Raw genomic sequence first — 21,920 nt, 5'->3', positions numbered from 1 at the left:
AATCTTCCCGGCCGATCGAGGCGTTCATGCCTCGAATCAGCAGCCTACTCATAGACTATTGCGTTGTGGTGAAAGTCACAGCACCAAGGACATGAATGTACACTTGTGCACTGAAATTATTATTCAAGCCCCTTTTCGGGCCTGTTCGGGTGCCTAAGACTGCCGCACTTTCGCCTTTCACGCCAGTCGCAGATGGTCGAAAGGCCTGTACTACTGCACCCAGCGCTGCAGAATTTGCTGCAAATCAGTGCGTTTGAACGGCTTGGCCAGGTAATCGTTCATTCCGGCGGATAAACACGCTTCACGGTCGCCCTGCAAGGCATTGGCGGTCAGGGCGATGATCGGCAAGTCTGCGCAGCCGGGCAGTAGGCGTATCTGGCGGGTGGCTTCGTAGCCGTCGATGATTGGCAGTCGGCAATCCATCAGAATCGCTTCGAAAGTCAGGCTCTCGGCACTTCGCACGGCCTGCGCGCCATCGATCGCGACGCTGACAGTAAAGCCCAGACTGCGCAACATTGCTTCGATGACCGTCTGGTTGACCGGGTTGTCCTCCACCAGCAGCACATTGCGCCCTTCGCCATGGTCATCGCCGGCCTGTGTCCGTGGCTTCAATTCCGGCAACGACTGCTTATAGAGGGCCAGCGGAATTTCCAGGGTGAACACCGAGCCCTGGCCTTCTTCACTCTGGGCGCGCAAGGTGCCGCCCATGCGTTCGGCCAGGGTGCGCGCAATCGGCAACCCAAGCCCGGTGCCGCCGTAACGCCTTGAAATAGAACTGTCGGCCTGCTGGAACGCGTTAAACATCAATTCCAGGCTTTCGGCCGAGATGCCAATCCCGCTGTCGCGCACGGTGCAGGTGAACCACAGCAGTTCGTGATCCAGTGACTGCCACTGCGGTTCGATGCTGACGCGGCCTTGCTCGGTGAACTTCAGCGCGTTGCCCACCAGGTTGACCAGAATCTGCCGGATCCGCGTCGGGTCGCCCTGAACCTGCAAGGCGCGCATGTCCTCGGGAATCGCCAGGGCCAGATCGAGCCCGCGTTGCGCCGCGCTGTGCTGGAACGACTGGGCGCAGCTGCTGATCAGGTCCGCGAGGTTGAACGGAATGTGTTCAAGCTCCAGTTCCGAACGCTCGATGCGCGAGAAGTCGAGAATGTCATTGATGACTTTGAGCAGGTGTTCGGTGGACTCCGAAGCCAGCGCCGCGTACTCGATCTGCTCCTCGGTCATGTCGGTGGTTTCCAGCAGTTGCAGCATGCCCAATACGCCATTCATCGGCGTGCGCAATTCGTGACTCATCATCGCCAGGAAGTCGGATTTGGCGTTGTTGGCCTTTTCCGCTTCTTCGCGGGTCTGGATCAATTGCGCCATGGCCTGATGCTGCTCACGGCTGGCCTGCTCGAGGCCCTGGGCGAGGTTGTTGATGTGTTGCGACAACGCGCCCAATTCGGTGTCGTCGACGATCGGCAGCGGTGTTTTGTAATCGCCGTCCTGGATCGCTTTCACGGCGTGGCCGATGTCGCGGATCGGCTGCGACAGACTGCCGGCCAGGCGCCGGGCCACCAGAAAGGTAAACAGCAGCGCGAACAAGGCGAGAATCCCGGCCTTGAACAGGATTTCCTGCTGGCGCTGGCTGAAGGCGTCATTGGACAAACCAACGATCACCCGGCCCAGATAGTCCTCGGGCGGCGCCGTGTTACTAGCTCTGCTGCCCTGGAAAAAATCATTGTTCAGGGCGATCCGTTGCAGCCGCACCGGCGCCTGGAACACTTCGACCTGGTGCGAGCGGGTATGGGTTTCCGACGGTTGCTCGACGTACACCAGAATCCGGTTGGCGCTGTCCTGAACTTCGAGAAAGCGCACGTTGGGCGTGGCCAGTGTGGCCTTGAGCAAACTTTCGAGCACTTCGTTGTTGCCCGAAATCACCCCGTATTCCGTGGCGGGCGCCAGTTGGTTGGCGATCAGTTGCCCGGTGTGGTTGAGCTCCTGACGCAGGTCCTGAATGCGCACGAAGGTGAAGAAACTGATCAGCAGCAACGTCAGCAACAGGGCGGGACCGAGGCTGATGATCTGCGTGCGGGTATTGATGTCCCATCCGCGACGGAAGGTCATGGGCGGCGTTCTCCTTCGGCCAACTGTGCTGCGACAAACGCTTCAGTCACCTGTTCAATACCCAATGAACGAGCCACCTGCGGGTTACTTAACACTTTGAAGTGTTGCGGATACAACGCACGCGGCCAGTCTGCCGACGGCCGATCGAGCAATTCGTCGAGCACTTCCAGCCAATCGTTCTGATCGCTGTAGGTGCTGACCAGGCTACCGGCCTTGACGAACGCGGCGTTCGGGCCGACCAGCGCCAGTTGCCGCGAGTAGCTGCTCAACAGCAGGTTTTTTGCGGTTTTCGGGTTGTACAAATCGGCATCGTCGAGGCCCAGCAGCACGTCGCAGTTCTTCAGCAGATCCTGTAAAGGGCGGCTGTCGTTGGTGTTGTCCCATCGCTCGGCGATCACTTCAAGGCCCAACGCTTGCGCCGACAGACGCAATTCCTTGAGCAGGAATTCGCTGTGACTGTCGTACAGCACGCCGACGCGTCGGGCCTCGGGCAGGATGAGCCGGGTCAGACGCAATTGCCGATCCAGCGGCGGGTCGCTCCAGAGCAGGCTGAGGTGCGATGGAAAATCAGCACCGAAGCGTTGGTGGGCTTGCAGGCGACTGATTCGCAGCACCAGCGTCGGCGGGCCTTGTGTCTCTTGCAGGCGCCAGTCGAGGCTCGGCAGATCGAGCAGGATCAAACGAGTATCGACGGGTAGGTTGCCGGGCTTCGGCAGGCTGTCCAGTGCCTGGAAACGCACGCTGTCGGCAGGGCGCATGCCGCTCAGCGCCTGCACAAAAGATTGCACGCCGGGACTGTCTTCGAGGCCGGTCAGCAGAATGTCGGCAGCCCGTACCGGCAGGCTGCCGAGCAGGCCGGCAAATACCAGGCACAACCCTGCCAGCAGGCGGCCAGGGTTTGGCGACTTCCGCGACCGGCGATGCAGCATTTAAAACGTCAGCTCCGCGCTGAAGTAGAGCACCCGACGCTCGTCGTAGTTGTTGTCGGCGAAGGTGGTGGGTTGATGGTCGAGGCGTTGCTGGAGCACGCCGGCCAACTCCAGATTCGCCTTGCCCAGGTCGATGCGTTTGGCGATGCGTGTGTCGACGCGTTCGAAGCGATAGCCGTTGAGGGCGTCGTCGCCGTAATAGAAGAGGGCGCTGTTCCAGCCGTGACCCCAATTGCGCAACCAACCGGCGGAACCGCTGTTGCGCGCCGTCAGTTGCTCATCCTGCGGATTGCTCGCCTCGGCATCGACGTAGGCGTAAGTCAGGCGCAGCCGGTCGTTGCTGCTCAGGCGCCAGTCCAGCTGGGTTTCCGTGCCCTTGAAACGCGAGCTGTTGGAGTTGCTGGCGATGTACTGATTGTTGCGCAGCGGTTCGCTGATCATGCCGCTGATTTCGTCGTAGAACAGCTTCACATCGACCGTCAGCCCAAGCTCTGCGAAGTAACCGTTGTAGCCCAGCTCGCGGGAGCGCATGCGTTCCTGTTCGAGGTCGCCGGGGCCGCGGGTCTTGACGAAATAGCGGGCGCTGGTCTGGCCGTAGGCACTGGGCCGCAGGTTGGTGACCTGGTAGCTCCAGTTGACGTTGTTCTCAAACATGTCCGGGGAACGGATCGCTTCCGAGTACACCGCGCGCAGGCCGTGGCGCGGGTTGATCAGGTAATTGACCGCCACCCGCGGAGTCAGCGAGCTGCCGGTCAATTGCGTGTCTTCGAACATGGCGCCACCCTGCAGCAACCAGTGCTCGGTGGCGCGCCACTCGAGTTGGCCGAATGCCCGCCAGGTGGTGTCGTCGAGCGTGCCATTGAAGTAGGTCTCGGAATCTGCCCGGTCGTAACGATAGTTCAAGCCGCTGACCAGTCGCAGACTGTCGGACAGGCTGAGGGTGTCTTGCAGTTCGAGGTCGTAACGCGACTCCCGGGCGCTCTGGTCGATGTCGCCACAGAGGGTTTGCCGGGCGCCGTTGCGCCATTGCGTCAGCACTTGATTACCCAGCGCACGCTCCGCCACCGTGCCGGCCGGTGCGCCGGGCCCGGTAAAGCGCTCGATGTTGCGCGCCAGGCGTTCGGTGTAGTTCGGGTTGAGCTGCCAGAGTTCGGTCAGTTCCGGGCTGAACGAGACTTCGGCATCACAGGCGCGCCAGGTCTGCTGACGGTCCCAGTGCTGGGCCGAACCCTGGATATAAAGGCTGTGATCAGGATTGATGTCGAGGTTCCAGCGCAGCGAGCCGGCGTAATCCTTGGCAACCACGTCGGAATTGTTCCCGGCATCAGTAATCCCGGAGAACACCGGGCGGTAGGTATAAGGCCGCTGGTTGGTGCCGTCCTTGGCGTTCAACTGCCAGTCGATGCTCTGGTTTTCACTCAGCGTCTGGCTGACGGCCAGGTTGAAGCGGTTCAAGCGGCGGCTGTCGCGGTAATCGGCACCGTTGCGGTGGGTGTCGAAGCCGTCATCTTCCTGGCCGGACAACGACAGGCGCAGGTCACCGCCATCCCACCCCGTGCCCTGGCTGGCATAAAAGTCGTTGATGCCGCGCTGGCCACGGGTGACTTTCATCCGCGTGCCGTGGCTGTCGGCCGGGTTGCGGGTGATGATGTTGACCACCGCCATCAGCGCATTGGCACCATAGCTGACGGTGTTGGGGCCGCGGAAAACCTCGATGCGCTCGATGTCTTCCATGGCCACCGGAATATCACTCCAGTCCACCGTGGCCAGGCCGGCGCGGTACACCGAACGGCCGTCGATCAGCACCTGCATGCGCCGCGCTTCGGTGGCATTGGTGCCATGGTAGTTCACCGTCGCCTGGTTGCCGCTGATGTTGCCGACCATCATGCCCGGCACCAGCCGCAGCAATTCGCTGATGTCTCGCGCGCCGCTGGCGTCGATCAGCTCGCTGTCTATCACCGTCATGCTTCCCGGGACGGCGGCCGGCGACTGCTTCAGGCGGGTGGCCGTGAGCACTTGCGGCAGCGGTTCGTTGTCGAGAAACAAGTCGTCGGCCAGCAATGGCGAGCTGAAAAGCAGTGCCAGAACCAGTGGCGAGCGAGGTGAAGGGGAGCCAAACGACACGAAACGTCCTTGATAACGATGAGTTGGCGCGCATGTTAACCGAGCTGGTCGACTTTTCCATTCACGATGCCGGCATTTTCCTAGGATTTATTGGTCTTCTTCCTACAAATGTCGGTAATTGATGCGGGGGCTGGCCGCCACTGGGACGCTCCGTATAATGCCGACATCGCCACTGGTATGGATTAACGGATTGCATATGACTGAACAGCGCCCAATTGCGGTCCTGGGAGGCGGAAGTTTTGGTACCGCCGTGGCAAATCTGCTGGCCGAGAACGGGCATCAGGTCCGGCAGTGGATGCGAGACCCCGAACAGGCCGAGTCCATTCGGGTCAATCGCGAGAACCCGCGTTACCTCAAAGGCATCAAGATACTTCCGGCAGTAGAACCGGTGACGGACTTGCAAGCGACCCTGGACGCCTGCGACCTGTGCTTTGTCGCGCTGCCGTCCAGCGCGCTGCGCTCGGTACTGGTCCCGCACGCCGACCGTTTGAGCGGCAAACTGCTGGTCAGCCTGACCAAAGGCATCGAAGCCAACACCTTCAAGCTGATGAGCGAGATCCTCGAGGAAATCGCCCCGCAAGCGCGCATCGGCGTGTTGTCCGGGCCCAACCTGGCCCGTGAAATCGCCGAACACGCGCTGACCGCCACGGTGGTCGCCAGCGAAGACGAAGAACTCTGCCAACGAGTCCAGGAAGCGCTGCATGGCCGTACCTTTCGTGTGTACGCCAGCGCCGACCGCTTTGGCGTGGAGCTGGGCGGGGCGCTGAAAAATGTGTACGCGATCATCGCCGGCATGGCCGTGGCGCTGGGCATGGGCGAAAACACCAAGAGCATGCTGATTACTCGCGCGTTGGCGGAAATGACGCGCTTCGCCGTGAATCAGGGCGCCAACCCGATGACCTTCCTGGGGCTGGCGGGCGTGGGAGACTTGATCGTGACCTGCTCGTCGCCGAAAAGCCGCAACTACCAGGTCGGGTTTGCCCTCGGCCAGGGGTTGAGCCTGGAAGATGCGGTCACGCGTCTGGGCGAAGTCGCCGAAGGCGTGAACACGCTCAAGGTGCTCAAGGCCAAGGCGCAGGAAGTAGGTGTCTATATGCCGCTGGTCGCCGGATTGCACGCGATCCTGTTCGAAGGGCGCACTTTGAATCAAGTGATTGAACTGTTGATGCGCGGCGAACCCAAAACCGATGTCGACTTCATTTCCACCAGCGGTTTCAACTGATCACGCTTTCCAGAAAAAGCAGGGAGTTGCACATGAACGATCCGAAAACAGAGGCCACCTACGAGTCCATTCTGCTGCGGGTGTTATGGATGATCGTCTTCTTGCTGGTCTGGCAAGTGGCGCAGTTCATCCTCGGCGCGGTGGTGCTGGTGCAACTGATCTATCGTTTGATTTATGGCGCCCCGAGCGCCAGCCTGATGAACTTCGGCGACAGCCTGAGCCAGTTCCTGGCGCAGATCGGTCGTTTCGGCACCTTCCACAGCGACCAGAAACCCTGGCCGTTCGCCGACTGGCCGACGCCGCGTACACCGGAAGGCGAAGCGCCGCACGCCGTGCCGCCAGCGCCACATCCGGCCCGAGATGAGGAGCCGAAACTATGAAACTCTGGGTATTGCGTCATGGTGAAGCCGTGCCTTACGGCTCGTGCCCCGATTCCGAGCGAGCGCTGACGGACCATGGTCGCGAAGAAGTGCTGCGCAGCGCTGCCGAGTTGATCGCGCAACCCATTACCGCGATCTATGCCAGCCCTTTCCTGAGAGCGCAGCAGACCGCGCAGCTGGTGCGTGATGCCTTGGGTTTCGAACCGGAGATTCGCACTGTGGAATGGCTTACCCCGGGAGTCGACCCGGACAAAGTGGCCGAGCAGTTGGTGTCAGTGAGTAATGTCCTTTTGGTCAGCCACAATCCGCTGGTGGGTAACTTGCTCAGCTATCTGCAGCATGGCGCCGGATATCCACCGGAAAAGGTCAGTACTGCCGGTCTGGCCGAGCTTGAGGGCAATGAACTGCTGATAGGTTCGATGAAGCTCAACAGCATCAAGCACCCGTAGTATTTGTTGAAAACGACCCTTTGTGGGAGCGTGGCTTGCCCGCGATGGCATCACCGCGGTCGAACTTATGCACCACGGTGATGCCATCGCGGGCAAGCCACGCTCCCACAGGGTTTGGCGGTGTTGCTGGTTTTTGTGTGAAATAGTCAACCAAGCAACCGCTTGGTTGACTACGCTTGCTCCAGACCAAAAATAAAGGAGCGAGTCGCATGTCTGCTGCTTTTCGTTTGCCGCTGGACGTCTTCTACGAGCGTGAAGCCCGTCATCCCCGCCAGCGGTTTCTGGTCCAGCCTACCGGCGGCGGACAAGTCGAGACCCTGACCTGGGCCGACGTCGGTCATCAGGCTCGCTGCGCCGCACACTGGCTGCGGGCCCGCGAGTTGCCCCAAGGCAGCCACATCGCCCTGATCTCGAAAAACTGCGCCCACTGGATCATCGCCGACCTGGCGATATGGATGGCGGGCCATGTTTCGGTGCCCCTGTACCCGAACCTCACCGCCGAATCCGTCGCACAAGTGCTCGAACACTCCGAAGCGGCGCTGGCGTTCATCGGCAAGCTCGATGACTGGCCGGGCATGTCCCGCGGGGTCAGCACCGATCTGCCGACCATCAGCCTGCCACTGCATCCGCCTGGCACTTTTGATTTCAGCTGGGCCGACTTGCAACGCAGCTCACCGATCCAGGACGACCCCAAACCCGCTGCCGATCAATTGGCGACCATCATTTACACCTCCGGCACCACCGGGCTGCCCAAAGGCGTGATGCACAGTTTCGGCAACCTGGGGTTCGCCACCACCCGCGGCACTCAACTGTTTGGCCTCAACGAGTCGGACCGCCTGCTGTCCTACCTGCCGCTGTGCCACGTTGCCGAGCGGATGTTTGTTGAGCTGGCATCGATCTATACCGGGCAAACCGTGTTCTTTGCCGAAAGCCTCGACACCTTCCTCACGGATTTGCAGCGCGCACGGCCGACCGCATTGTTTGGCGTGCCGCGGATCTGGACCAAATTCCAGATGGGCGTGTACAGCAAGATCCCGGCAAAACGCCTCGACTTCCTGCTCGGCCTGCCCTTCATCGGCAAGCGGGTAGGGCACAAAGTGCTCGTCGGATTGGGGCTGGATGCGTTGCGCGTGGCGTTGTCCGGCGCCGCGCCCGTGCCGCAGACCTTGCTGCTGTGGTACCGCAAACTGGGGCTGGATGTGCTGGAGGTCTACGGCATGACCGAGAGCTGCGGTTATTCCCACATCGGCCGCCCCGGCGACAACAAACCCGGCTGGATCGGCAAGCCTTGCCCGGAAGTTGAAGTGCGGATCGCCGACTCCGGCGAAGTCATGGTGCGCAGCGGCGCGACCATGCTCGGTTATTTCAAGGAACCCGAGAAAACCGCTGAGACCATCACCGAGGACGGCTTCCTGCGCACCGGTGACAAGGGTGAGCAAGATGCCGAAGGCAACCTGCGCCTGACCGGGCGGTTGAAGGAAATCTTCAAGACCAGCAAAGGCAAATACGTCGCCCCGGCGCCGATCGAAAATCGGCTCGCGGTGCATTCGCGGATCGAACAGGTGTGCGTGGTCGGCGATGGTCTGATTGCACCGCTGGGGTTGTGCGTGTTGTCGGCGGCCGGTCAGCAGGACGCCGGCGGAACGGCGCGTGCAGGGCTGCATTCAAGCCTGGAAAAACTCCTGGAGGAGGTCAATGGCGTGCTCGACAAGCACGAACGCTTGCGCCGGTTGGTGGTGGTCAAGGACAGTTGGGCCGTGGAAAACGGCTTCTTGACGCCGACCCTGAAGATCAAGCGCAACGTGATCGAAGCGGCGTACGGCGCTCGTTTCGAAGAATGGAGCGAGCGCAGCGAGGCGGTGCTGTGGCAGGATTGAGCCACGAATAAAACCAACAAAGGAAAGCAACGATGAGTCTGTGGCGTACCACTCCCAACGTCGAGCAGTTGAACGCAATCCAGAAAAACACCATCGGCGAAGTGCTGGATATTCGCTTCGAAGCCTTTGATGAAGAGTCCCTGACCGCGAGCATGGTCATCGACCACCGCACTCACCAGCCTTACGGTTTGCTGCACGGCGGCGCCTCGGTGGTGCTGGCCGAGACGGTCGGCTCCATGGCCAGTTACCTGTGCATCGATGCCAGCAAATTCTATTGCGTAGGTCTGGAAATCAACGCCAACCACTTGCGAGGGCTGCGCAGCGGGCGGGTAACGGCAGTGGCCAAGGCGATTCACATTGGGCGCACGACCCATGTCTGGGATATCCGTTTGAGCAGTGATGAGGGCAAGGCCAGTTGCGTGTCGCGGCTGACCATGGCGGTTGTGCCGCTGGGCGAGAATCCACCGACTCGCTGAACACAATCCCCTGTAGCAGCTGTCGAGCCCCAGCGAGGCTGCGTTCGGCGCGGTAGCAGCTGTCGAGCCCCGGCGAGGCTGCGTTCGGCTGCGCAGCAGTCGTAAACCCTACTACCTCGATTTTCCTGAAACACCGTGGTGGATGAATTTACGACTGCTTCGCAGCCGAACGCAGCCTCGCCGGGGCTCGACAGCTGCTACACGGATCTTCATCAGGTTTGAGTCTTGCGACATGTCCCTGACCGGACTGTCATCATTCCTGGCACTTACAGTCATTGCCGCAAGCCCGCGTCTTACGGACAATCAACCCCTGTTCTCGCTCATGGATTTGCCGGTATGTCGCAACAGATATTTTTCGCCCACGCCAATGGGTTTCCTTCGGGCACCTACGGCAAGTTGTTCGCGGCGCTGGCGCCCGAGTATCAGGTGACGCATCTGGAACAGCACGCCCACGATCCGCGTTTTCCGGCGGACGACAATTGGCGCAACCTGGTGGATGAGCTGATCCATCACCTCAAGCAGCAACCGGAACCGGTCTGGGGCGTCGGCCATTCCTTCGGTGGCGTGCTGCACCTGCACGCGGCATTGCGTTGCCCTGAACTGTATCGCGGCGTGGTGATGCTCGATTCGCCGGTATTGACCCGTGCCGATCAATGGGTCATCCGTGCCGCCAAGCGTTTCGGTTTCATCGACCGACTGACGCCCGCCGGCCGCACGCTGGGACGCCGGGAAGAGTTCGCCGATCTGCAAGCGGCGCGCCTGTATTTCTCGGGTAAAACCCTGTTCCGTAGCTTCGATCCGGAATGCTTCGACGCGTACCTTCAACACGGTTTGCAAAAAGTCGGCGACAAGCTGCGCCTGCGTTTCGACCCGGCCACGGAAATCAGTATCTACCGTGGCGTCCCGCACACCAGTCCGGGCCAGGCACGGCAGTTGAAAGTGCCACTGGCGGTGGTGCGCGGGCACAAGAGCCGGGTGGTGATGCGTCATCACGCAAGCTCCGTCGGGCGCATGCCGCTGGGTGAATCCCTGACGATGCCCGGCGGCCACATGTTCCCCCTCGAACGTCCGCAAGAAACCGCCATGCTGCTGAAAAACCTGTTCAGCCGCTGGGAAGGTCGTCGCCAGCAGGACTGCGCATGAGCCACGTCGTCGAAGAAGTTCGCCTGAGCCTGCCGCACATCGAGCTGGCCGCGCACCTGTTCGGCCCTGAAGACGGCTTGCCGGTGATTGCCTTGCACGGCTGGCTGGATAACGCCAACAGCTTTGCCCGGCTGGCGCCGAAGCTCAAAGGTCTGCGCATCATCGCCCTGGACATGGCCGGTCACGGTCATTCCGGGCATCGCCCGACCGGTGCCGGCTACGCGATGTGGGACTACGCCCACGATGTGCTGCAAGTCGCCGAACAGCTGGGCCTGAAGCGTTTTGCACTGATGGGGCACTCCATGGGCGCGATCGCTTCGTTGATCATTGCCGGGTCGATGCCGGAACGCGTCACGCATCTGGCGTTGATCGACGGCATCATTCCTCCTACGGACAAAGGCGAGAATGCCGCCGAACGCATGGGCATGGCCCTGCAAGCGCAGCTGGATTTGCAGGAAAAACGCAAACCGGTCTACAACACCCTGGACCGCGCCATCGAGGCACGAATGAAAGGCCTGGTGGCGGTGAGTCGCGAAGCCGCCGAGCTGTTGGCCCAACGGGGTTTGATGCCGGTGCCGGGCGGTTACACCTGGCGCACCGACAACCGTCTCACGTTGCCATCGCCGTTGCGTCTTACCACCGAGCAGGCGATGGCCTTCGTCCAGCGAGTCAGTTGTCCTGCGTTGTTGGTGGTTGCCGCAGACGGCATGCTCGCCAAACATCCCGAATTGCTGGAGCGTCTACCCTTTAGCCGTGAACAGCTGCCAGGCGGTCATCATTTGCACCTGAATGACGAACCCGGCGCCGACCTTGTCGCAGACTGTTTCAATAGGTTCTTCGCCGTTCCTTGACTTGCGCCGGGCAACTGTCGAGGCTGGGCGGGTTGAAATGGGAGACAACCATGATAGATCTCTACACCGCTGCGACCCCGAATGGCCACAAGGTCTCTATCGTGCTCGAGGAACTCGGCCTGCCCTACACGGTGCACGCCTTGAGTTTCGACAAAAAGGAACAGAAGTCACCGGACTTCCTCAAGATCAATCCCAATGGCCGGATACCGGCGATTGTCGACCGCGCCAACGGTGATTTTGCCGTGTTCGAATCCGGCGCCATCCTGATTTACCTCGCTGAACTGAGTGGCAAACTGCTGCCCAGGGACCCGAAAGGGCGCTCGGTCGTCCTGCAATGGCTGATGTTCCAGATGGGTGGGATCGGGCCGATGCAAGGCCAGGCCAACGTCTTTTTCCGCTACTTTCCGGAAAAACTCCAGGGCGCCATCGACCGCTATCAACATGAAACCCGTCGCCTCTATGAAGTGCTCGACACGCGCCTGCAAGCCGTGGAGTTTCTGGCGGACGAGTACAGCATTGCCGACATCGCCACCTTTCCTTGGGTGCGTGGCCATGAGCGGTCCGGTGTCGAGGTTGAAGGTTTGCCGGCCTTGCAGCGCTGGATGGCAACCATGGAAGCGCGTCCGGCGGTCCAGCGCGGTTTGCTGGTGCCCGAGCGCATCGATGATGCCAGTGTCGTCAAGGGCGCCCAGGCCATGCTGATCCGATGAGTCTATCCATGCGTTCATTCAGTGTGCTGGCGCTGTGTTGTTTCAGTCCCTTGTCGTTTGCCGCCGATGTCCCGGGCAGTCAGGACTTGCCTATCGTGCCGCGCATGGCCGATGCGCAGATCGTCGACTATCGTCCGGCCGCCGAGCTCGAGCGGATTTATCCGCTGGGTTCGATCCGCAAGATCAGCGGGCAGTTGCGTTTCGATGGTCAGGTCAGCGCGCGGGGGCAAACCACTTCGGTGACCTACGAGTTGCCTCCGGAACACTCCTCCAACGATGCCTTCACGGCGGCGCGCGAAGCCTTGCAGAAGCAGGGCGCCGAGTTGCTGTTCTGGTGCCAGGCGCGTGATTGCGGGGAAAGCAGCCTGTGGGCCAACGAAGTGTTCACCAACGCCAAGCTTTATGGTGCCGATGATCAGCAGGCGTATTTGCTGCTGCGACTGGCGGCGCCACAGGACAACACGCTCGTTGCGCTTTACAGCATCACTCGCGGTAATCGCAAAGCGTATCTGCACGTCGAACAATTCGACGCTGCTGCGCCGCTGGGTGATTTGCTGCCGACCTCGGCGACGCTGCTGCGAGAGCTCAAAAGCACCGGTGAACTCGATTTCCCGACGCTGAGCGCTGATCCCGACGACGCCTGGCTGCGTTTGATTTCTCGCGGCTTGAACCTCGACACCACGTTGCGGGTCAGTGTTTCCGGAGCCAAGGCCGAAGCCTGGCGTCAGGCGCTGATCGGGCAGGGCGTGCGTGCGGCACGGATGGAAGCCGGCAACGTCGAAGGCTCTGGCCTGCACATCGAACTGTTGCGATAAGCTGTATCAGGCGGACGCGCCCGGTGCGTTCGCCTATTCTTTTCTGACTGATTCTTTCGAGACTTCACATGCCCAATAACGATCGGCTGTTGGTGCAGATCCTGCTCCTGGTGCTGTTTGGCGCGAGCTTCTGGGTGATGGCGCCGTTCTGGTCGGCGCTGTTCTGGGGCGCGGTGTTGGCGTTCGCCAGTTGGCCGTTGATGCGGTTGCTGACCCGTTGGCTCAACGGCCGCGAATCCCTGGCCGCGCTGGTGCTGACACTGGGCTGGATGTTGCTGGTGGCGGTGCCGCTGGTGTGGCTCGGGTTTAACCTGGCGGACCATGTGCGTGATGCCACTGCGTTCATCAAGGATGTGCAGATGGACGGTTTGCCGGAAGCGCCGACCTGGCTGGGTGGTGTTCCCTTGGTGGGCGAGCGGTTGGTCGTGATCTGGAACAGCATCGATCAGCAAGGCGCGGCGATGATGGTGGCGATCAAGCCTTATCTGGGTCAGGTCGGCAACTGGCTGCTGGCACGAAGCGCGCAGATTGGCGGCGGCATTCTCGAGCTGACATTGAGCATCGTCTTTGTATTCTTCTTTTATCGCGACGGGCCGCGGCTGGCGGCGTTTGTCCATGGTTTGCTGGAACGGCTGATCGGTGATCGTGCCGGGTACTACATCGAACTCGTGGCCGGGACCGTGCAACGGGTGGTGAACGGGGTGATCGGCACGGCAGCGGCGCAGGCGGTTCTGGCGTTGATCGGGTTCCTGATTGCCGGGGTGCCCGGGGCGCTGGTGCTGGGCATCGTGACCTTCATGCTCAGCCTGATTCCGATGGGCCCACCGCTGGTGTGGATTCCGGCCACGGCGTGGCTGGCCTGGAAGGGCGAGTACGGAATGGCGGTGTTCCTGGGATGCTGGGGCACGTTCATCATCAGCGGCGTCGACAACGTGCTGAAGCCGTACCTGATCAGCCGGGGCGGGAATTTGCCGTTGGTGATCGTGTTGTTGGGTGTGTTTGGCGGGTTGATTGCGTTCGGGTTTATCGGGTTGTTTATCGGGCCTACGTTGCTGGCGGTTGCGTACAGTCTGTTGACGGACTGGAGCAAGAGTCATGCGCGGGTAGACGATCGCCGGCCCTAAGATTTTCGGTGGGGCTGAGGGCCTCTTCGCGAGCAAGCCCGCTCCCACAGGGTTCAGTGATGTTCACACTTTATGTGCTTCACCTGAATCCTGTGTGGGAGCGGGCTTGCTCGCGAAGCAGGCGACGCGGTCTGTCAGGCTAAACGCTTGGCTCAGGTCGCGACGTTCAGGTATTTGCCCACCGTCGCCACGTTATCGAGCGAATACTGCTTGCTCAGATTGGCGATCATTTTGTTCAGCGCTTCATTGACGTTGAACTCGTCGCTTGTTTTCTCACTACCTGTTTGCAGCGCCGCTTTCAACTCATCGCTGCTGACCCCGCCACTGCTGTCACTGTCCAACACCTTGAGCAACGCGGCGCTGGTGTCGGTGCTGGTCGAGGAAGTGCCGTTGCTCGCCTGCAACGCGCTGCTCAATTCGCTGGCGGTCACGCTGCCATCGCTGTCCGTATCCAGCTGGCTGAACAGCTCTTCGCTGGACACCTGCTGTGGCGGCGGTGGCGGCGGGGTGAGGCTGGCGGCGAGTTCGTCCTTGCTGACGGTGCCGTCCTGGTTCTTGTCCAGGGCCGAGAAGATTTCTGTGCTGTCGGTGTCGCTGCCAGCGTTGCTCAGACCGCTGCTCAATTCGTCGCCGCTGATCACGCCGTCACCGTCGGCATCCAGGGCACTGATGAGTGCGTCGGCCAGTTCGGTGTTCGGTGCCTGGCCATGGGGCGGTGGCGGTGGCGCCATCGCCGCCATTTCCTCGCTGCTCAGGCTACCGCTGTCGTCGCTGTCCAGGTCGCCAAAGTTCTTGCTCAGGCTGACCAGAAGACCATCGTCGGTTTTCTGCGACAGGGCGCTTTTGAGCTCGTCCTGATCCACCGCGCCGTCGCTGTTGCTGTCGAGCTTGGCGAACAGTTCTTTCTGAAACTGCTGGCTGCGGGCGCTGTTGGTTGTGGTGCTGTTGGTGCTGGTATAGCTCGTGTAATTGCTGACGCTACCAATCATTGGGCTCACTCCCTGGAATGGAAAAACCGGCGGGTGCACCGGCTTATGCAGCGTCAAGGGGCAAGGTGTCGTGGGTGTGTGAGGTTTGTACCGAGTGGTACACACAGGCATCAGGCCAGACAGGGGGTTGGTGTATGTCTCAGGTGCGGGGCAGGTGGATGACGGCGGAGAGACCGCCACCGGGTGTTTCTTCCAGGCTCAACTGCCCGCCCAGTCGTTCAGCCGCTTCGCGAGCAATGGTCATGCCCAGGCCGACGCCGCCCGAATTGCGATTACGCGAACCTTCCAGGCGAAAGAACGGCTCGAACACCGCTTCACGTTTGTCCGGCGCGATACCCGGGCCGTGGTCGATAACGCGGATCACCAGTTGCTCACGGTTATCTTCGAGCGTTATTCGCGCATGCCCGGCATAGCGCAGGGCGTTGTCCAGCAAATTGTTGATGCATGAGCGCAGGGCCATCGGCTGCACTTGCAGCGGCGCGCAGTGGCCGCTGGCCTGGACGTCGGCACCTTGGTCCTGGGCGTTTTCGCTCAAGGATTCCACCAGCGCCTGCACGTCCATCCATTGTTCGGCTTCGCTGGTGCGCTGTTCGTGCAAATAGGTGAGGGTGGCGTCGAGCATGCTGATCATGTCGTCCAGATCCTGGCGCATCTGGCCCTGCAGCTTGTCGTCCTCGATCTGCTCCAGCCGCAGCTTGAGACGAGAGAGCGGCGTGCGCAGATCGTGGGACACTGCGCCGAGCATTCTTGAGCGCTGCTGCACCTGCTCGATAATGCGTTTCTGCATCAGGTTGAAGGTGTGGGCCGCCTGCCGCGCCTCCCTTGGGCCGGACTCATCCAAAGGCGGACTGTCGAGGTTTTCGCTCAAGCGCTCGGCGGCGTCACTCAGGCGCTGGATCGGCCGAGTCAGCAGTTTGGCGCCGTACCACGCGGCAATGATCAGCGAGACAAACTGGAACGTCAGCGGCACCAAGGGGCCGCCAAACCACGGCCGCGGTGGCCGGTTTTCGAAGCGCGGGTCCATGGGCGGTCGCTGTCCGCCCATGCCTTCGGAAAACGCCGGCGGCGGTGGAGGCGGCGGCGGGCCGTAATGGTGAAACCAGGCAAACGCCAACAGGTGCGCCAGGATGATCGCCAGCAGCAGCACGCCAAACAGACGGCCGAACAGCGTATCGAAGCGCGCCCGCATCAGCCGATGTCCCTCGCGTCGAACAGATAACCCTCGCCGCGAACGGTCTTGATCAACTGCGGGGCTTTCGGGTCATCGCCGAGCTTCTGGCGCAGGCGCGAGACCAGCAGGTCGATGCTGCGATCAAACGCTTCAATCGAACGGCCGCGGGCGGCGTCCAGCAGTTGTTCACGGCTGAGCACCCGACGCGGACGTTCGATGAACACCCAGAGCAGGCGGAATTCGGCGTTCGACAACGGCACCACCAGGCCATCAGCGGCGATCAACTGACGCAGCACGCTGTTCAGCCGCCAGTTGTCGAAGCGAATATTCGCACGCTGTTCAGTGCGGTCGTCGCGCACTCGACGCAGAATGGTCTGAATCCGCGCGACCAGTTCTCGTGGTTCGAAGGGCTTGGCCATGTAGTCGTCGGCGCCCAGTTCCAGGCCGATGATCCTGTCGGTGGGTTCGCAGCGGGCAGTGAGCATCAGGATCGGGATGTCCGATTCAGCGCGCAGCCAGCGGCATAGCGACAAACCGTCTTCGCCGGGCAGCATCAGGTCGAGTACCACCACGTCGAAATGCTCCGCTTGCAGCGCCAGGCGCATCGCGGCGCCGTCGGTGACTCCGCTGGCGTGGATGTTGAAGCGGGCCAGGTAGTCGATCATCAACTCGCGGATCGGGACGTCATCGTCGACGATCAGGGCGCGAATGCTCCAGCGTTTGTCGTCCGCGGGCGCTTTTTGATCGTCGTTCAGAGGTGCTGGGGTGCTGTGCATGCGTGCGTTCATCTGCCAGGTAGGCTGCCAACCACAAAGATGGGCTGCGAGGTTGTGGTTTCAGCATAGGCGTCCGGCCCGGAGGCGGGAAGTGCTGTAAGGACGTGTTGCGGCTGCCGAGGGTAGCGAAGAAGGGTGTTGTGGGCGTGTCGTGTGTGTATCGAGCTCGACACAATCGGCGCAGGGGCTAGGCTTGCTTGAGTCTTCGGGACGATTTACCGATCATCGGGTCCCGCAGTGGCGCTGGTTCCGCTACAATGCGCGCCGATTTCGTCCTGCCTGAGAGCCCGCTCATGTCCGTCTGCCAGACTCCTATCATCGTCGCCCTGGATTTCCCCACCCGTGACGCCGCACTGAAGCTGGCCGACCAGTTGGACCCGAAGCTGTGCCGGGTCAAAGTCGGTAAGGAGCTGTTCACCAGCTGCGCCTCGGAAATCGTCGGCACCTTGCGTGACAAGGGTTTCGAAGTGTTCCTGGACCTCAAGTTCCACGACATCCCGAACACCACCGCCATGGCAGTAAAGGCAGCGGCGGAAATGGGCGTGTGGATGGTCAACGTTCATTGCTCCGGCGGTCTGCGCATGATGGCCGCCTGCCGCGAAGTACTCGATCAGCGTACCGGCCCGAAACCACTGTTGATCGGCGTGACCGTGCTGACCAGCATGGAGCGTGAAGATCTGGCGGGTATCGGCCTGGACATCGAGCCACAGGAGCAGGTGCTGCGCTTGGCGGCACTGGCGGAAAAAGCCGGAATGGACGGTCTGGTGTGCTCGGCCCTGGAAGCCCAGGCCCTGAAATCGGCGCACCCGTCGCTGCAATTGGTGACTCCGGGGATTCGACCGGCGGGCAGTGCCCAGGACGATCAGCGCCGTATCCTGACTCCGCGCCAGGCGCTGGATGCCGGTTCTGATTATCTGGTGATTGGTCGTCCGATCAGCCAGGCGGCGGATCCGGCCAAGGCGTTGGCAGCAGTCGTGGCCGAACTGTCCTGACCAGGCACCGCAAATCCAAATGTGGGAGTGGCGGTGCGACGATTCGACTTGCTCGCAAAGGCGGTGTATCAGTCACTATTGATGTTGACTGACACTCCGCATTCGCGAGCAAGTCGAATCGTCGCACCGCCGCTCCCACATTGGTTTTGTGTTGAATCAACTATTGGGTCAGACCTTCAGTACCAACTTCCCGAAATTCTCGCCGCTGAACAACTTCATCAGCGTCTCCGGGAACGTCTCCAGCCCTTCAACAATGTCTTCCTTGCTCTTGAGTTGCCCCTTGGCCATCCACCCGGCCATTTCCTGTCCGGCGGCGGCGAACTGCGCGGCGTAATCCATCACCACGAAGCCTTCCATCCGCGCGCGATTGACCAGCAACGACAAGTAGTTGGCCGGGCCCTTGACCGCTTCCTTGTTGTTGTACTGGCTGATCGCGCCACAAATCACCACCCGCGCTTTCATGGCCAGGCGACCCAGTACCGCATCGAGAATGTCGCCGCCGACGTTATCGAAATACACGTCGACGCCTTTTGGGCATTCGCGTTTCAGGCCGGCATGCACGTCTTCGTTTTTGTAGTCGATGACGCCGTCAAACCCAAGTTCGTCGATCAGGAATTTGCACTTGTCCGCTCCGCCCGCAATGCCGATCACGCGGCAGCCTTTGATCTTGGCGATCTGCCCGGCAATGCTGCCCACTGCACCGGCGGCGCCGGACAGCACCACGGTGTCACCTTCCTTGGGTGCGCCGACATCGAGCAGCGCGAAGTACGCGGTCATCCCGGTCATGCCCAGCGCGGACAGGTAACGCGGCAGCGGGGCCAGTTTCGGATCGACCTTGTAGAAACCCCGTGGCTCGCCGAGGAAATAATCCTGCACGCCCAAGGCACCGTTGACGTAGTCCCCGACCGCAAACCCGGGATTGTTCGAGGCAACGACTTTGCCTACACCCAATGCGCGCATGACTTCGCCGATACCGACCGGCGGAATGTAGGACTTGCCCTCGTTCATCCAGCCACGCATGGCCGGGTCCAGGGACAGGTATTCGTTTTTGACCAGGATCTGACCCGTAGCCGGTTCGCCGACTGGCACTTCCTGATAGGTAAAGGTCTCGCGGGTAGCCGCGCCCACCGGACGTTTGGCGAGCAGGAACTGGCGATTGGTCTGGGAAGTCATGACAGGCACTCAAGATGAATGAAGCTTTGTTGATAGCCCTTCATGATCGATGCCGCAAGTTTGGCTGATGCGGCGAATGCACATCGATCCAGTGCAGTGATAGTCAGTGCCGCCGTTCTATCACTGCAACTCATGGTCGCCCAACCGGGCTTTTGATAGTGCTGCCGTGTCACACACGCCTGTGGCTAGACTGCGAACACGCGATCCCCCGCATTCATCTCTTCGAGGACATAACAATGAGCATGACGTTTTCCGGCCAGGTCGCTGTGGTGACCGGCGCTGCCAACGGTATCGGCCGCGCGACCGCCCAGGCATTCGCCGCCGAAGGGTTGAAAGTGGTGGTGGCGGACATGGACACCGCCGGGGGCGAAGGCACCGTGGCACTGATTCGTACAGCGGGCGGCGAAGCGACCTTCGTGCGCTGCAACGTCACTGTGGAAAGCGATGTAAAAAATCTGATGGACGAGGTGGTGAATACCTACGGCCGTCTGGACTATGCCTTCAACAACGCCGGCATCGAGATCGAGAAAGGCAAACTGGCTGAAGGCACGATCGATGAGTTTGACGCGATCATGGGTGTCAACGTCAAAGGCGTCTGGCTGTGCATGAAGTACCAGTTGCCATTGCTGCTGGTCCAGGGCGGTGGTGCGATCGTCAACACTGCCTCGGTGGCAGGCCTTGGTGCGGCGCCGAAGATGAGCATTTACGCGGCGTCAAAACACGCGGTGATCGGTCTGACCAAGTCGGCGGCCATCGAATACGCCAAGAAAAAGATTCGCGTGAACGCGGTGTGTCCGGCGGTGATCGACACCGATATGTTCCGCCGTGCCTATGAAGCGGACCCGAAGAAGGGCGAGTTCGCCAATGCCATGCACCCGGTCGGCCGCATCGGCAAGGTCGAGGAAATCGCCAGCGCGGTGCTGTATCTGTGCAGCGATGGTGCAGCGTTTACCACAGGTCACTCCCTGGCCGTGGACGGTGGTGTTACGGCGTTCTGACACACAAGGTTTGCAGCGTAGGAAAGAGCCCGCACACGTGCGGGCTTTTTCATGGTTTCGTGAAAGGGACGAACAATGTGTTTCAAATGGTTAGAACCGAGGGTTTTGGCGGCGTTGTCGCACATTCGATCCAGCAGACCTGTGATTAACTGTTTTCCGCAAATGGACAGGAGTTTGCTTGCTCATGGAATTGAGAATCGATCGACAGGCATTGGTGCCGGTCGTACAGCAAATCGTCGACGCGTTGGCCGTCTGGCTCCGTCAGAGCGAGGTGCTGCCCGGGACGCGTTTACCTTCTGCGCGGCACATCGCGCGGGCCAATCTGCTCAGTCAATCCAGCGTCATCGAAGCCTGTGAGCGGCTGGTGACGCAAGGCGTTCTGGCTTCGCGGCATGGCGCCGGTTTCGTTGTTGCCACGCCGGCTGTGGCCGTTCCGGAACAACAGGATTGCCCGTGGTTCGAAGGGGCGCAAGTGCAGCAGGGCGGGCACTCGAGCGAACTCAAGCTGGGCTGTGGCGGGTTGCCCGAAAGCTGGCGCGAAACGGACGACCTGAGCTACGCGATTCGTCAGGTCAGCCGGACCGACATGGCCGGGTTGTTCAACTACAGCACGGCACTGGGCCTGCCTGCCTTGCGCCTGCAAATCCTCAAACGCCTCAAACAGCTCAGTATCGAGGTGGACGAAAACCGTATTCTGACCACCGCAGGTGCCAGTCAGGGGCTCGACCTGATCGTACGTACCTTGCTCAAGCCGGGTGATTGCGTGGTGGTGGAAAGTCCGGGGTATCCGTTGTTATTCGACTTGCTCAGGCTGCATGGCGTGACCATGATCGAGGTGCCGCGCAACCCGCGCGGACCCGACACAGCGCAGCTTGAAGCGTTGCTGTTGAAGCACAGGCCCCGCGCGCTATTCATCAACAGCTTCTACCACAACCCGACGGGCAGCTGCCTGGCGCCCGCGGTGACGCAGCAGGTTTTGCAATTGACCAAAACCCATGGCGTGCTGGTGATTGAAGATGACGTCTATGCAGATTTGCATTGTGGCCCGGGCACTCGCCTCGCCGCGTTGGGTATCGATGACAACGTCATCTACGTCGGCAGCTACTCGAAAACCCTCAGCAGTTCATTGCGGGTCGGCTTTGTCGTGGCCGGTGAAGGGGTGATATCGCGACTGGCCGAGGTCAAGATGATCAGCAGCATGGGGGCCTCGAGGTTCTGCGAATCGGTGCTGGCTTGCCTGTTGACCAGCGGCGCATACCGCAAACTGGTCCAGCGTCAGCGCCAGCGTTTGAACATGGACAGAGAGGCTGCGTTGCAAGTGCTTGAAGACGCTGAATGGGAGGTTTTCGGCAAGCCGGCCGGCGGCCTGTTCATCTGGGCGCGATCGCGCATGTCCGACTACGCTCAGGTGCGCAAACAGGCCCGGCGCTGCGGTGTGCTGCTGTCTTCTGCCACAGCCTTCAGTCCTGGGGGACAGGCCAGTGACTGGCAACGCATCAACGTGGCTTATGCCTGCGATCCCCGCGCTCGGGCGTTTTTTCAGGCAACCGCTGCGAATCGACCTAAAACGTTCTGAAAACGACGTGGGCGTAGCTTTTTGCCATTATTC

General features: G+C 61.0%; 20 protein-coding genes. 13 read left to right on the top strand and 7 right to left on the bottom strand.

Annotation, left to right across the window (positions count from 1 at the left end):
- Window positions 1-210: 210 nt before the first annotated feature.
- From ACA072_RS21380 to ACA072_RS21370, 3 genes are read right to left on the bottom strand one after another with little or no spacing between them, the layout of a single operon-like run.
- A complete protein-coding gene (locus ACA072_RS21380; protein WP_497620414.1) occupies window positions 211-2,112 on the bottom strand; it encodes an ATP-binding protein in 1,902 nt (633 codons plus the stop codon).
- Window positions 2,109-3,041, bottom strand: coding sequence for an ABC transporter substrate-binding protein (locus tag ACA072_RS21375; RefSeq protein WP_497620412.1), 933 nt, complete (start codon window positions 3,039-3,041; stop codon window positions 2,109-2,111). Before ACA072_RS21375 ends, ACA072_RS21380 begins: the two co-directional genes overlap by 4 nt.
- On the bottom strand, window positions 3,042-5,165 hold the full coding sequence (locus tag ACA072_RS21370) for a TonB-dependent receptor plug domain-containing protein (RefSeq protein WP_497620410.1): 2,124 nt from the start codon (window positions 5,163-5,165) through the stop codon (window positions 3,042-3,044). It lies immediately after the preceding gene.
- 196 nt (window positions 5,166-5,361) lie between these two features.
- Between ACA072_RS21370 and ACA072_RS21365 the strand changes: the two genes are divergently transcribed.
- The 10 genes from ACA072_RS21365 (at window position 5,362) to ACA072_RS21320 (ending at window position 14,212) form a co-directional block, all read left to right on the top strand.
- Window positions 5,362-6,387: an NAD(P)H-dependent glycerol-3-phosphate dehydrogenase gene (locus ACA072_RS21365; RefSeq protein ID WP_497620408.1), complete on the top strand. Its 1,026-nt coding sequence runs from the start codon at window positions 5,362-5,364 to the stop codon at window positions 6,385-6,387.
- Between the two features lie 32 nt (window positions 6,388-6,419).
- Complete coding sequence (locus ACA072_RS21360; protein ID WP_010457073.1) at window positions 6,420-6,767, top strand: DUF4389 domain-containing protein; 348 nt, start codon at window positions 6,420-6,422, stop codon at window positions 6,765-6,767.
- A complete protein-coding gene (sixA, locus tag ACA072_RS21355) occupies window positions 6,764-7,216 on the top strand; it encodes a phosphohistidine phosphatase SixA (protein ID WP_497620406.1) in 453 nt (150 codons plus the stop codon). Before ACA072_RS21360 ends, sixA begins: the two co-directional genes overlap by 4 nt.
- Before the next feature lie 209 nt (window positions 7,217-7,425).
- Complete coding sequence (locus tag ACA072_RS21350; protein WP_497620404.1) at window positions 7,426-9,093, top strand: AMP-binding protein; 1,668 nt, start codon at window positions 7,426-7,428, stop codon at window positions 9,091-9,093.
- Between the two features lie 32 nt (window positions 9,094-9,125).
- Window positions 9,126-9,569 (top strand): hotdog fold thioesterase, encoded by a 444-nt coding sequence (locus ACA072_RS21345; RefSeq protein WP_497620402.1) that lies wholly within the window; start codon window positions 9,126-9,128, stop codon window positions 9,567-9,569.
- Window positions 9,570-9,905: 336 nt separating this feature from the next.
- Entirely contained in the window at window positions 9,906-10,712 is an 807-nt protein-coding gene (locus ACA072_RS21340) for an alpha/beta fold hydrolase (protein WP_497620401.1), read from the top strand.
- Window positions 10,709-11,563 carry an alpha/beta hydrolase gene (locus tag ACA072_RS21335; RefSeq protein ID WP_497620400.1) on the top strand — a complete coding sequence of 285 codons (855 nt, stop codon included), beginning with the start codon at window positions 10,709-10,711 and terminating at the stop codon, window positions 11,561-11,563. The genes ACA072_RS21340 and ACA072_RS21335 overlap by 4 nt, the downstream gene beginning before the upstream one ends.
- Window positions 11,564-11,613: 50 nt before the next feature.
- Window positions 11,614-12,273, top strand: a complete 660-nt coding sequence (locus ACA072_RS21330; protein ID WP_497620399.1) for a glutathione S-transferase family protein — start codon at window positions 11,614-11,616, stop codon at window positions 12,271-12,273.
- Window positions 12,274-12,281: 8 nt separating this feature from the next.
- Window positions 12,282-13,088 carry a DUF4892 domain-containing protein gene (locus ACA072_RS21325; RefSeq protein ID WP_497620397.1) on the top strand — a complete coding sequence of 269 codons (807 nt, stop codon included), beginning with the start codon at window positions 12,282-12,284 and terminating at the stop codon, window positions 13,086-13,088.
- 68 nt (window positions 13,089-13,156) lie between these two features.
- On the top strand, window positions 13,157-14,212 hold the full coding sequence (locus tag ACA072_RS21320; protein ID WP_461975868.1) for an AI-2E family transporter: 1,056 nt from the start codon (window positions 13,157-13,159) through the stop codon (window positions 14,210-14,212).
- Window positions 14,213-14,364: 152 nt separating this feature from the next.
- Here the strand turns inward: ACA072_RS21320 and xopAW are convergent, their stop codons facing one another.
- The 3 genes from xopAW to ACA072_RS21305 form a co-directional block, all read right to left on the bottom strand.
- Window positions 14,365-15,201 carry a XopAW family type III secretion system calcium-binding effector gene (xopAW, locus tag ACA072_RS21315; RefSeq protein ID WP_497620394.1) on the bottom strand — a complete coding sequence of 279 codons (837 nt, stop codon included), beginning with the start codon at window positions 15,199-15,201 and terminating at the stop codon, window positions 14,365-14,367.
- Window positions 15,202-15,340: 139 nt separating this feature from the next.
- On the bottom strand, window positions 15,341-16,390 hold the full coding sequence (locus tag ACA072_RS21310; protein ID WP_497620392.1) for a sensor histidine kinase: 1,050 nt from the start codon (window positions 16,388-16,390) through the stop codon (window positions 15,341-15,343).
- The gene (locus ACA072_RS21305; RefSeq protein WP_077749216.1) at window positions 16,390-17,148 is read right to left on the bottom strand and encodes a response regulator; all 759 of its coding nucleotides are present in this window, start codon (window positions 17,146-17,148) and stop codon (window positions 16,390-16,392) included. The genes ACA072_RS21310 and ACA072_RS21305 overlap by 1 nt, the downstream gene beginning before the upstream one ends.
- A gap of 293 nt (window positions 17,149-17,441) precedes the next feature.
- On the opposite strand from ACA072_RS21305, the gene pyrF reads away from it, so the two are divergent.
- The gene (gene pyrF, locus ACA072_RS21300) at window positions 17,442-18,140 is read left to right on the top strand and encodes an orotidine-5'-phosphate decarboxylase (protein WP_497620390.1); all 699 of its coding nucleotides are present in this window, start codon (window positions 17,442-17,444) and stop codon (window positions 18,138-18,140) included.
- A 168-nt stretch (window positions 18,141-18,308) separates the two neighbouring features.
- Here pyrF and ACA072_RS21295 read toward each other — a convergent pair whose 3' ends face one another.
- A complete protein-coding gene (locus tag ACA072_RS21295; protein WP_497620388.1) occupies window positions 18,309-19,313 on the bottom strand; it encodes an NADP-dependent oxidoreductase in 1,005 nt (334 codons plus the stop codon).
- Window positions 19,314-19,549: 236 nt separating this feature from the next.
- Here ACA072_RS21295 and ACA072_RS21290 point away from each other — a divergent pair, with 236 nt between their 5' ends.
- Together ACA072_RS21290 and ACA072_RS21285 are read left to right on the top strand one after the other, a co-directional pair.
- Window positions 19,550-20,311 (top strand): SDR family oxidoreductase, encoded by a 762-nt coding sequence (locus ACA072_RS21290; protein WP_497620386.1) that lies wholly within the window; start codon window positions 19,550-19,552, stop codon window positions 20,309-20,311.
- A 184-nt stretch (window positions 20,312-20,495) separates the two neighbouring features.
- Entirely contained in the window at window positions 20,496-21,887 is a 1,392-nt protein-coding gene (locus tag ACA072_RS21285; RefSeq protein WP_497620384.1) for an aminotransferase-like domain-containing protein, read from the top strand.
- Window positions 21,888-21,920: the final 33 nt, after the last annotated feature.

It is taken from the genome of Pseudomonas sp. LBUM1656 (assembly GCF_059716065.1).
Note: the sequence above shows the minus strand (reverse complement) of the source record. Positions and strands in the feature narration are given on the sequence as shown.

What these genes read in the sequence shown, in the direction of transcription:
- ACA072_RS21360 (WP_010457073.1), top strand. Translation starts at nt 6,420, where the DNA reads ATGAACGATCCGAAAACAGAGGCCACCTACGAGTCCATTCTGCTGCGG.
- ACA072_RS21305 (WP_077749216.1), bottom strand. Translation starts at nt 17,148, where the DNA reads ATGCACAGCACCCCAGCACCTCTGAACGACGATCAAAAAGCGCCCGCG.
- ACA072_RS21285 (WP_497620384.1), top strand. Translation starts at nt 20,496, where the DNA reads ATGGAATTGAGAATCGATCGACAGGCATTGGTGCCGGTCGTACAGCAA.
- ACA072_RS21290 (WP_497620386.1), top strand. Translation starts at nt 19,550, where the DNA reads ATGAGCATGACGTTTTCCGGCCAGGTCGCTGTGGTGACCGGCGCTGCC.
- ACA072_RS21380 (WP_497620414.1), bottom strand. Translation starts at nt 2,112, where the DNA reads ATGACCTTCCGTCGCGGATGGGACATCAATACCCGCACGCAGATCATC.
- ACA072_RS21350 (WP_497620404.1), top strand. Translation starts at nt 7,426, where the DNA reads ATGTCTGCTGCTTTTCGTTTGCCGCTGGACGTCTTCTACGAGCGTGAA.
- ACA072_RS21335 (WP_497620400.1), top strand. Translation starts at nt 10,709, where the DNA reads ATGAGCCACGTCGTCGAAGAAGTTCGCCTGAGCCTGCCGCACATCGAG.
- ACA072_RS21325 (WP_497620397.1), top strand. Translation starts at nt 12,282, where the DNA reads ATGCGTTCATTCAGTGTGCTGGCGCTGTGTTGTTTCAGTCCCTTGTCG.
- ACA072_RS21345 (WP_497620402.1), top strand. Translation starts at nt 9,126, where the DNA reads ATGAGTCTGTGGCGTACCACTCCCAACGTCGAGCAGTTGAACGCAATC.
- ACA072_RS21295 (WP_497620388.1), bottom strand. Translation starts at nt 19,313, where the DNA reads ATGACTTCCCAGACCAATCGCCAGTTCCTGCTCGCCAAACGTCCGGTG.
- ACA072_RS21365 (WP_497620408.1), top strand. Translation starts at nt 5,362, where the DNA reads ATGACTGAACAGCGCCCAATTGCGGTCCTGGGAGGCGGAAGTTTTGGT.
- pyrF (WP_497620390.1), top strand. Translation starts at nt 17,442, where the DNA reads ATGTCCGTCTGCCAGACTCCTATCATCGTCGCCCTGGATTTCCCCACC.
- ACA072_RS21330 (WP_497620399.1), top strand. Translation starts at nt 11,614, where the DNA reads ATGATAGATCTCTACACCGCTGCGACCCCGAATGGCCACAAGGTCTCT.
- xopAW (WP_497620394.1), bottom strand. Translation starts at nt 15,201, where the DNA reads ATGATTGGTAGCGTCAGCAATTACACGAGCTATACCAGCACCAACAGC.
- ACA072_RS21320 (WP_461975868.1), top strand. Translation starts at nt 13,157, where the DNA reads ATGCCCAATAACGATCGGCTGTTGGTGCAGATCCTGCTCCTGGTGCTG.
- sixA (WP_497620406.1), top strand. Translation starts at nt 6,764, where the DNA reads ATGAAACTCTGGGTATTGCGTCATGGTGAAGCCGTGCCTTACGGCTCG.
- ACA072_RS21375 (WP_497620412.1), bottom strand. Translation starts at nt 3,041, where the DNA reads ATGCTGCATCGCCGGTCGCGGAAGTCGCCAAACCCTGGCCGCCTGCTG.
- ACA072_RS21340 (WP_497620401.1), top strand. Translation starts at nt 9,906, where the DNA reads ATGTCGCAACAGATATTTTTCGCCCACGCCAATGGGTTTCCTTCGGGC.
- ACA072_RS21310 (WP_497620392.1), bottom strand. Translation starts at nt 16,390, where the DNA reads ATGCGGGCGCGCTTCGATACGCTGTTCGGCCGTCTGTTTGGCGTGCTG.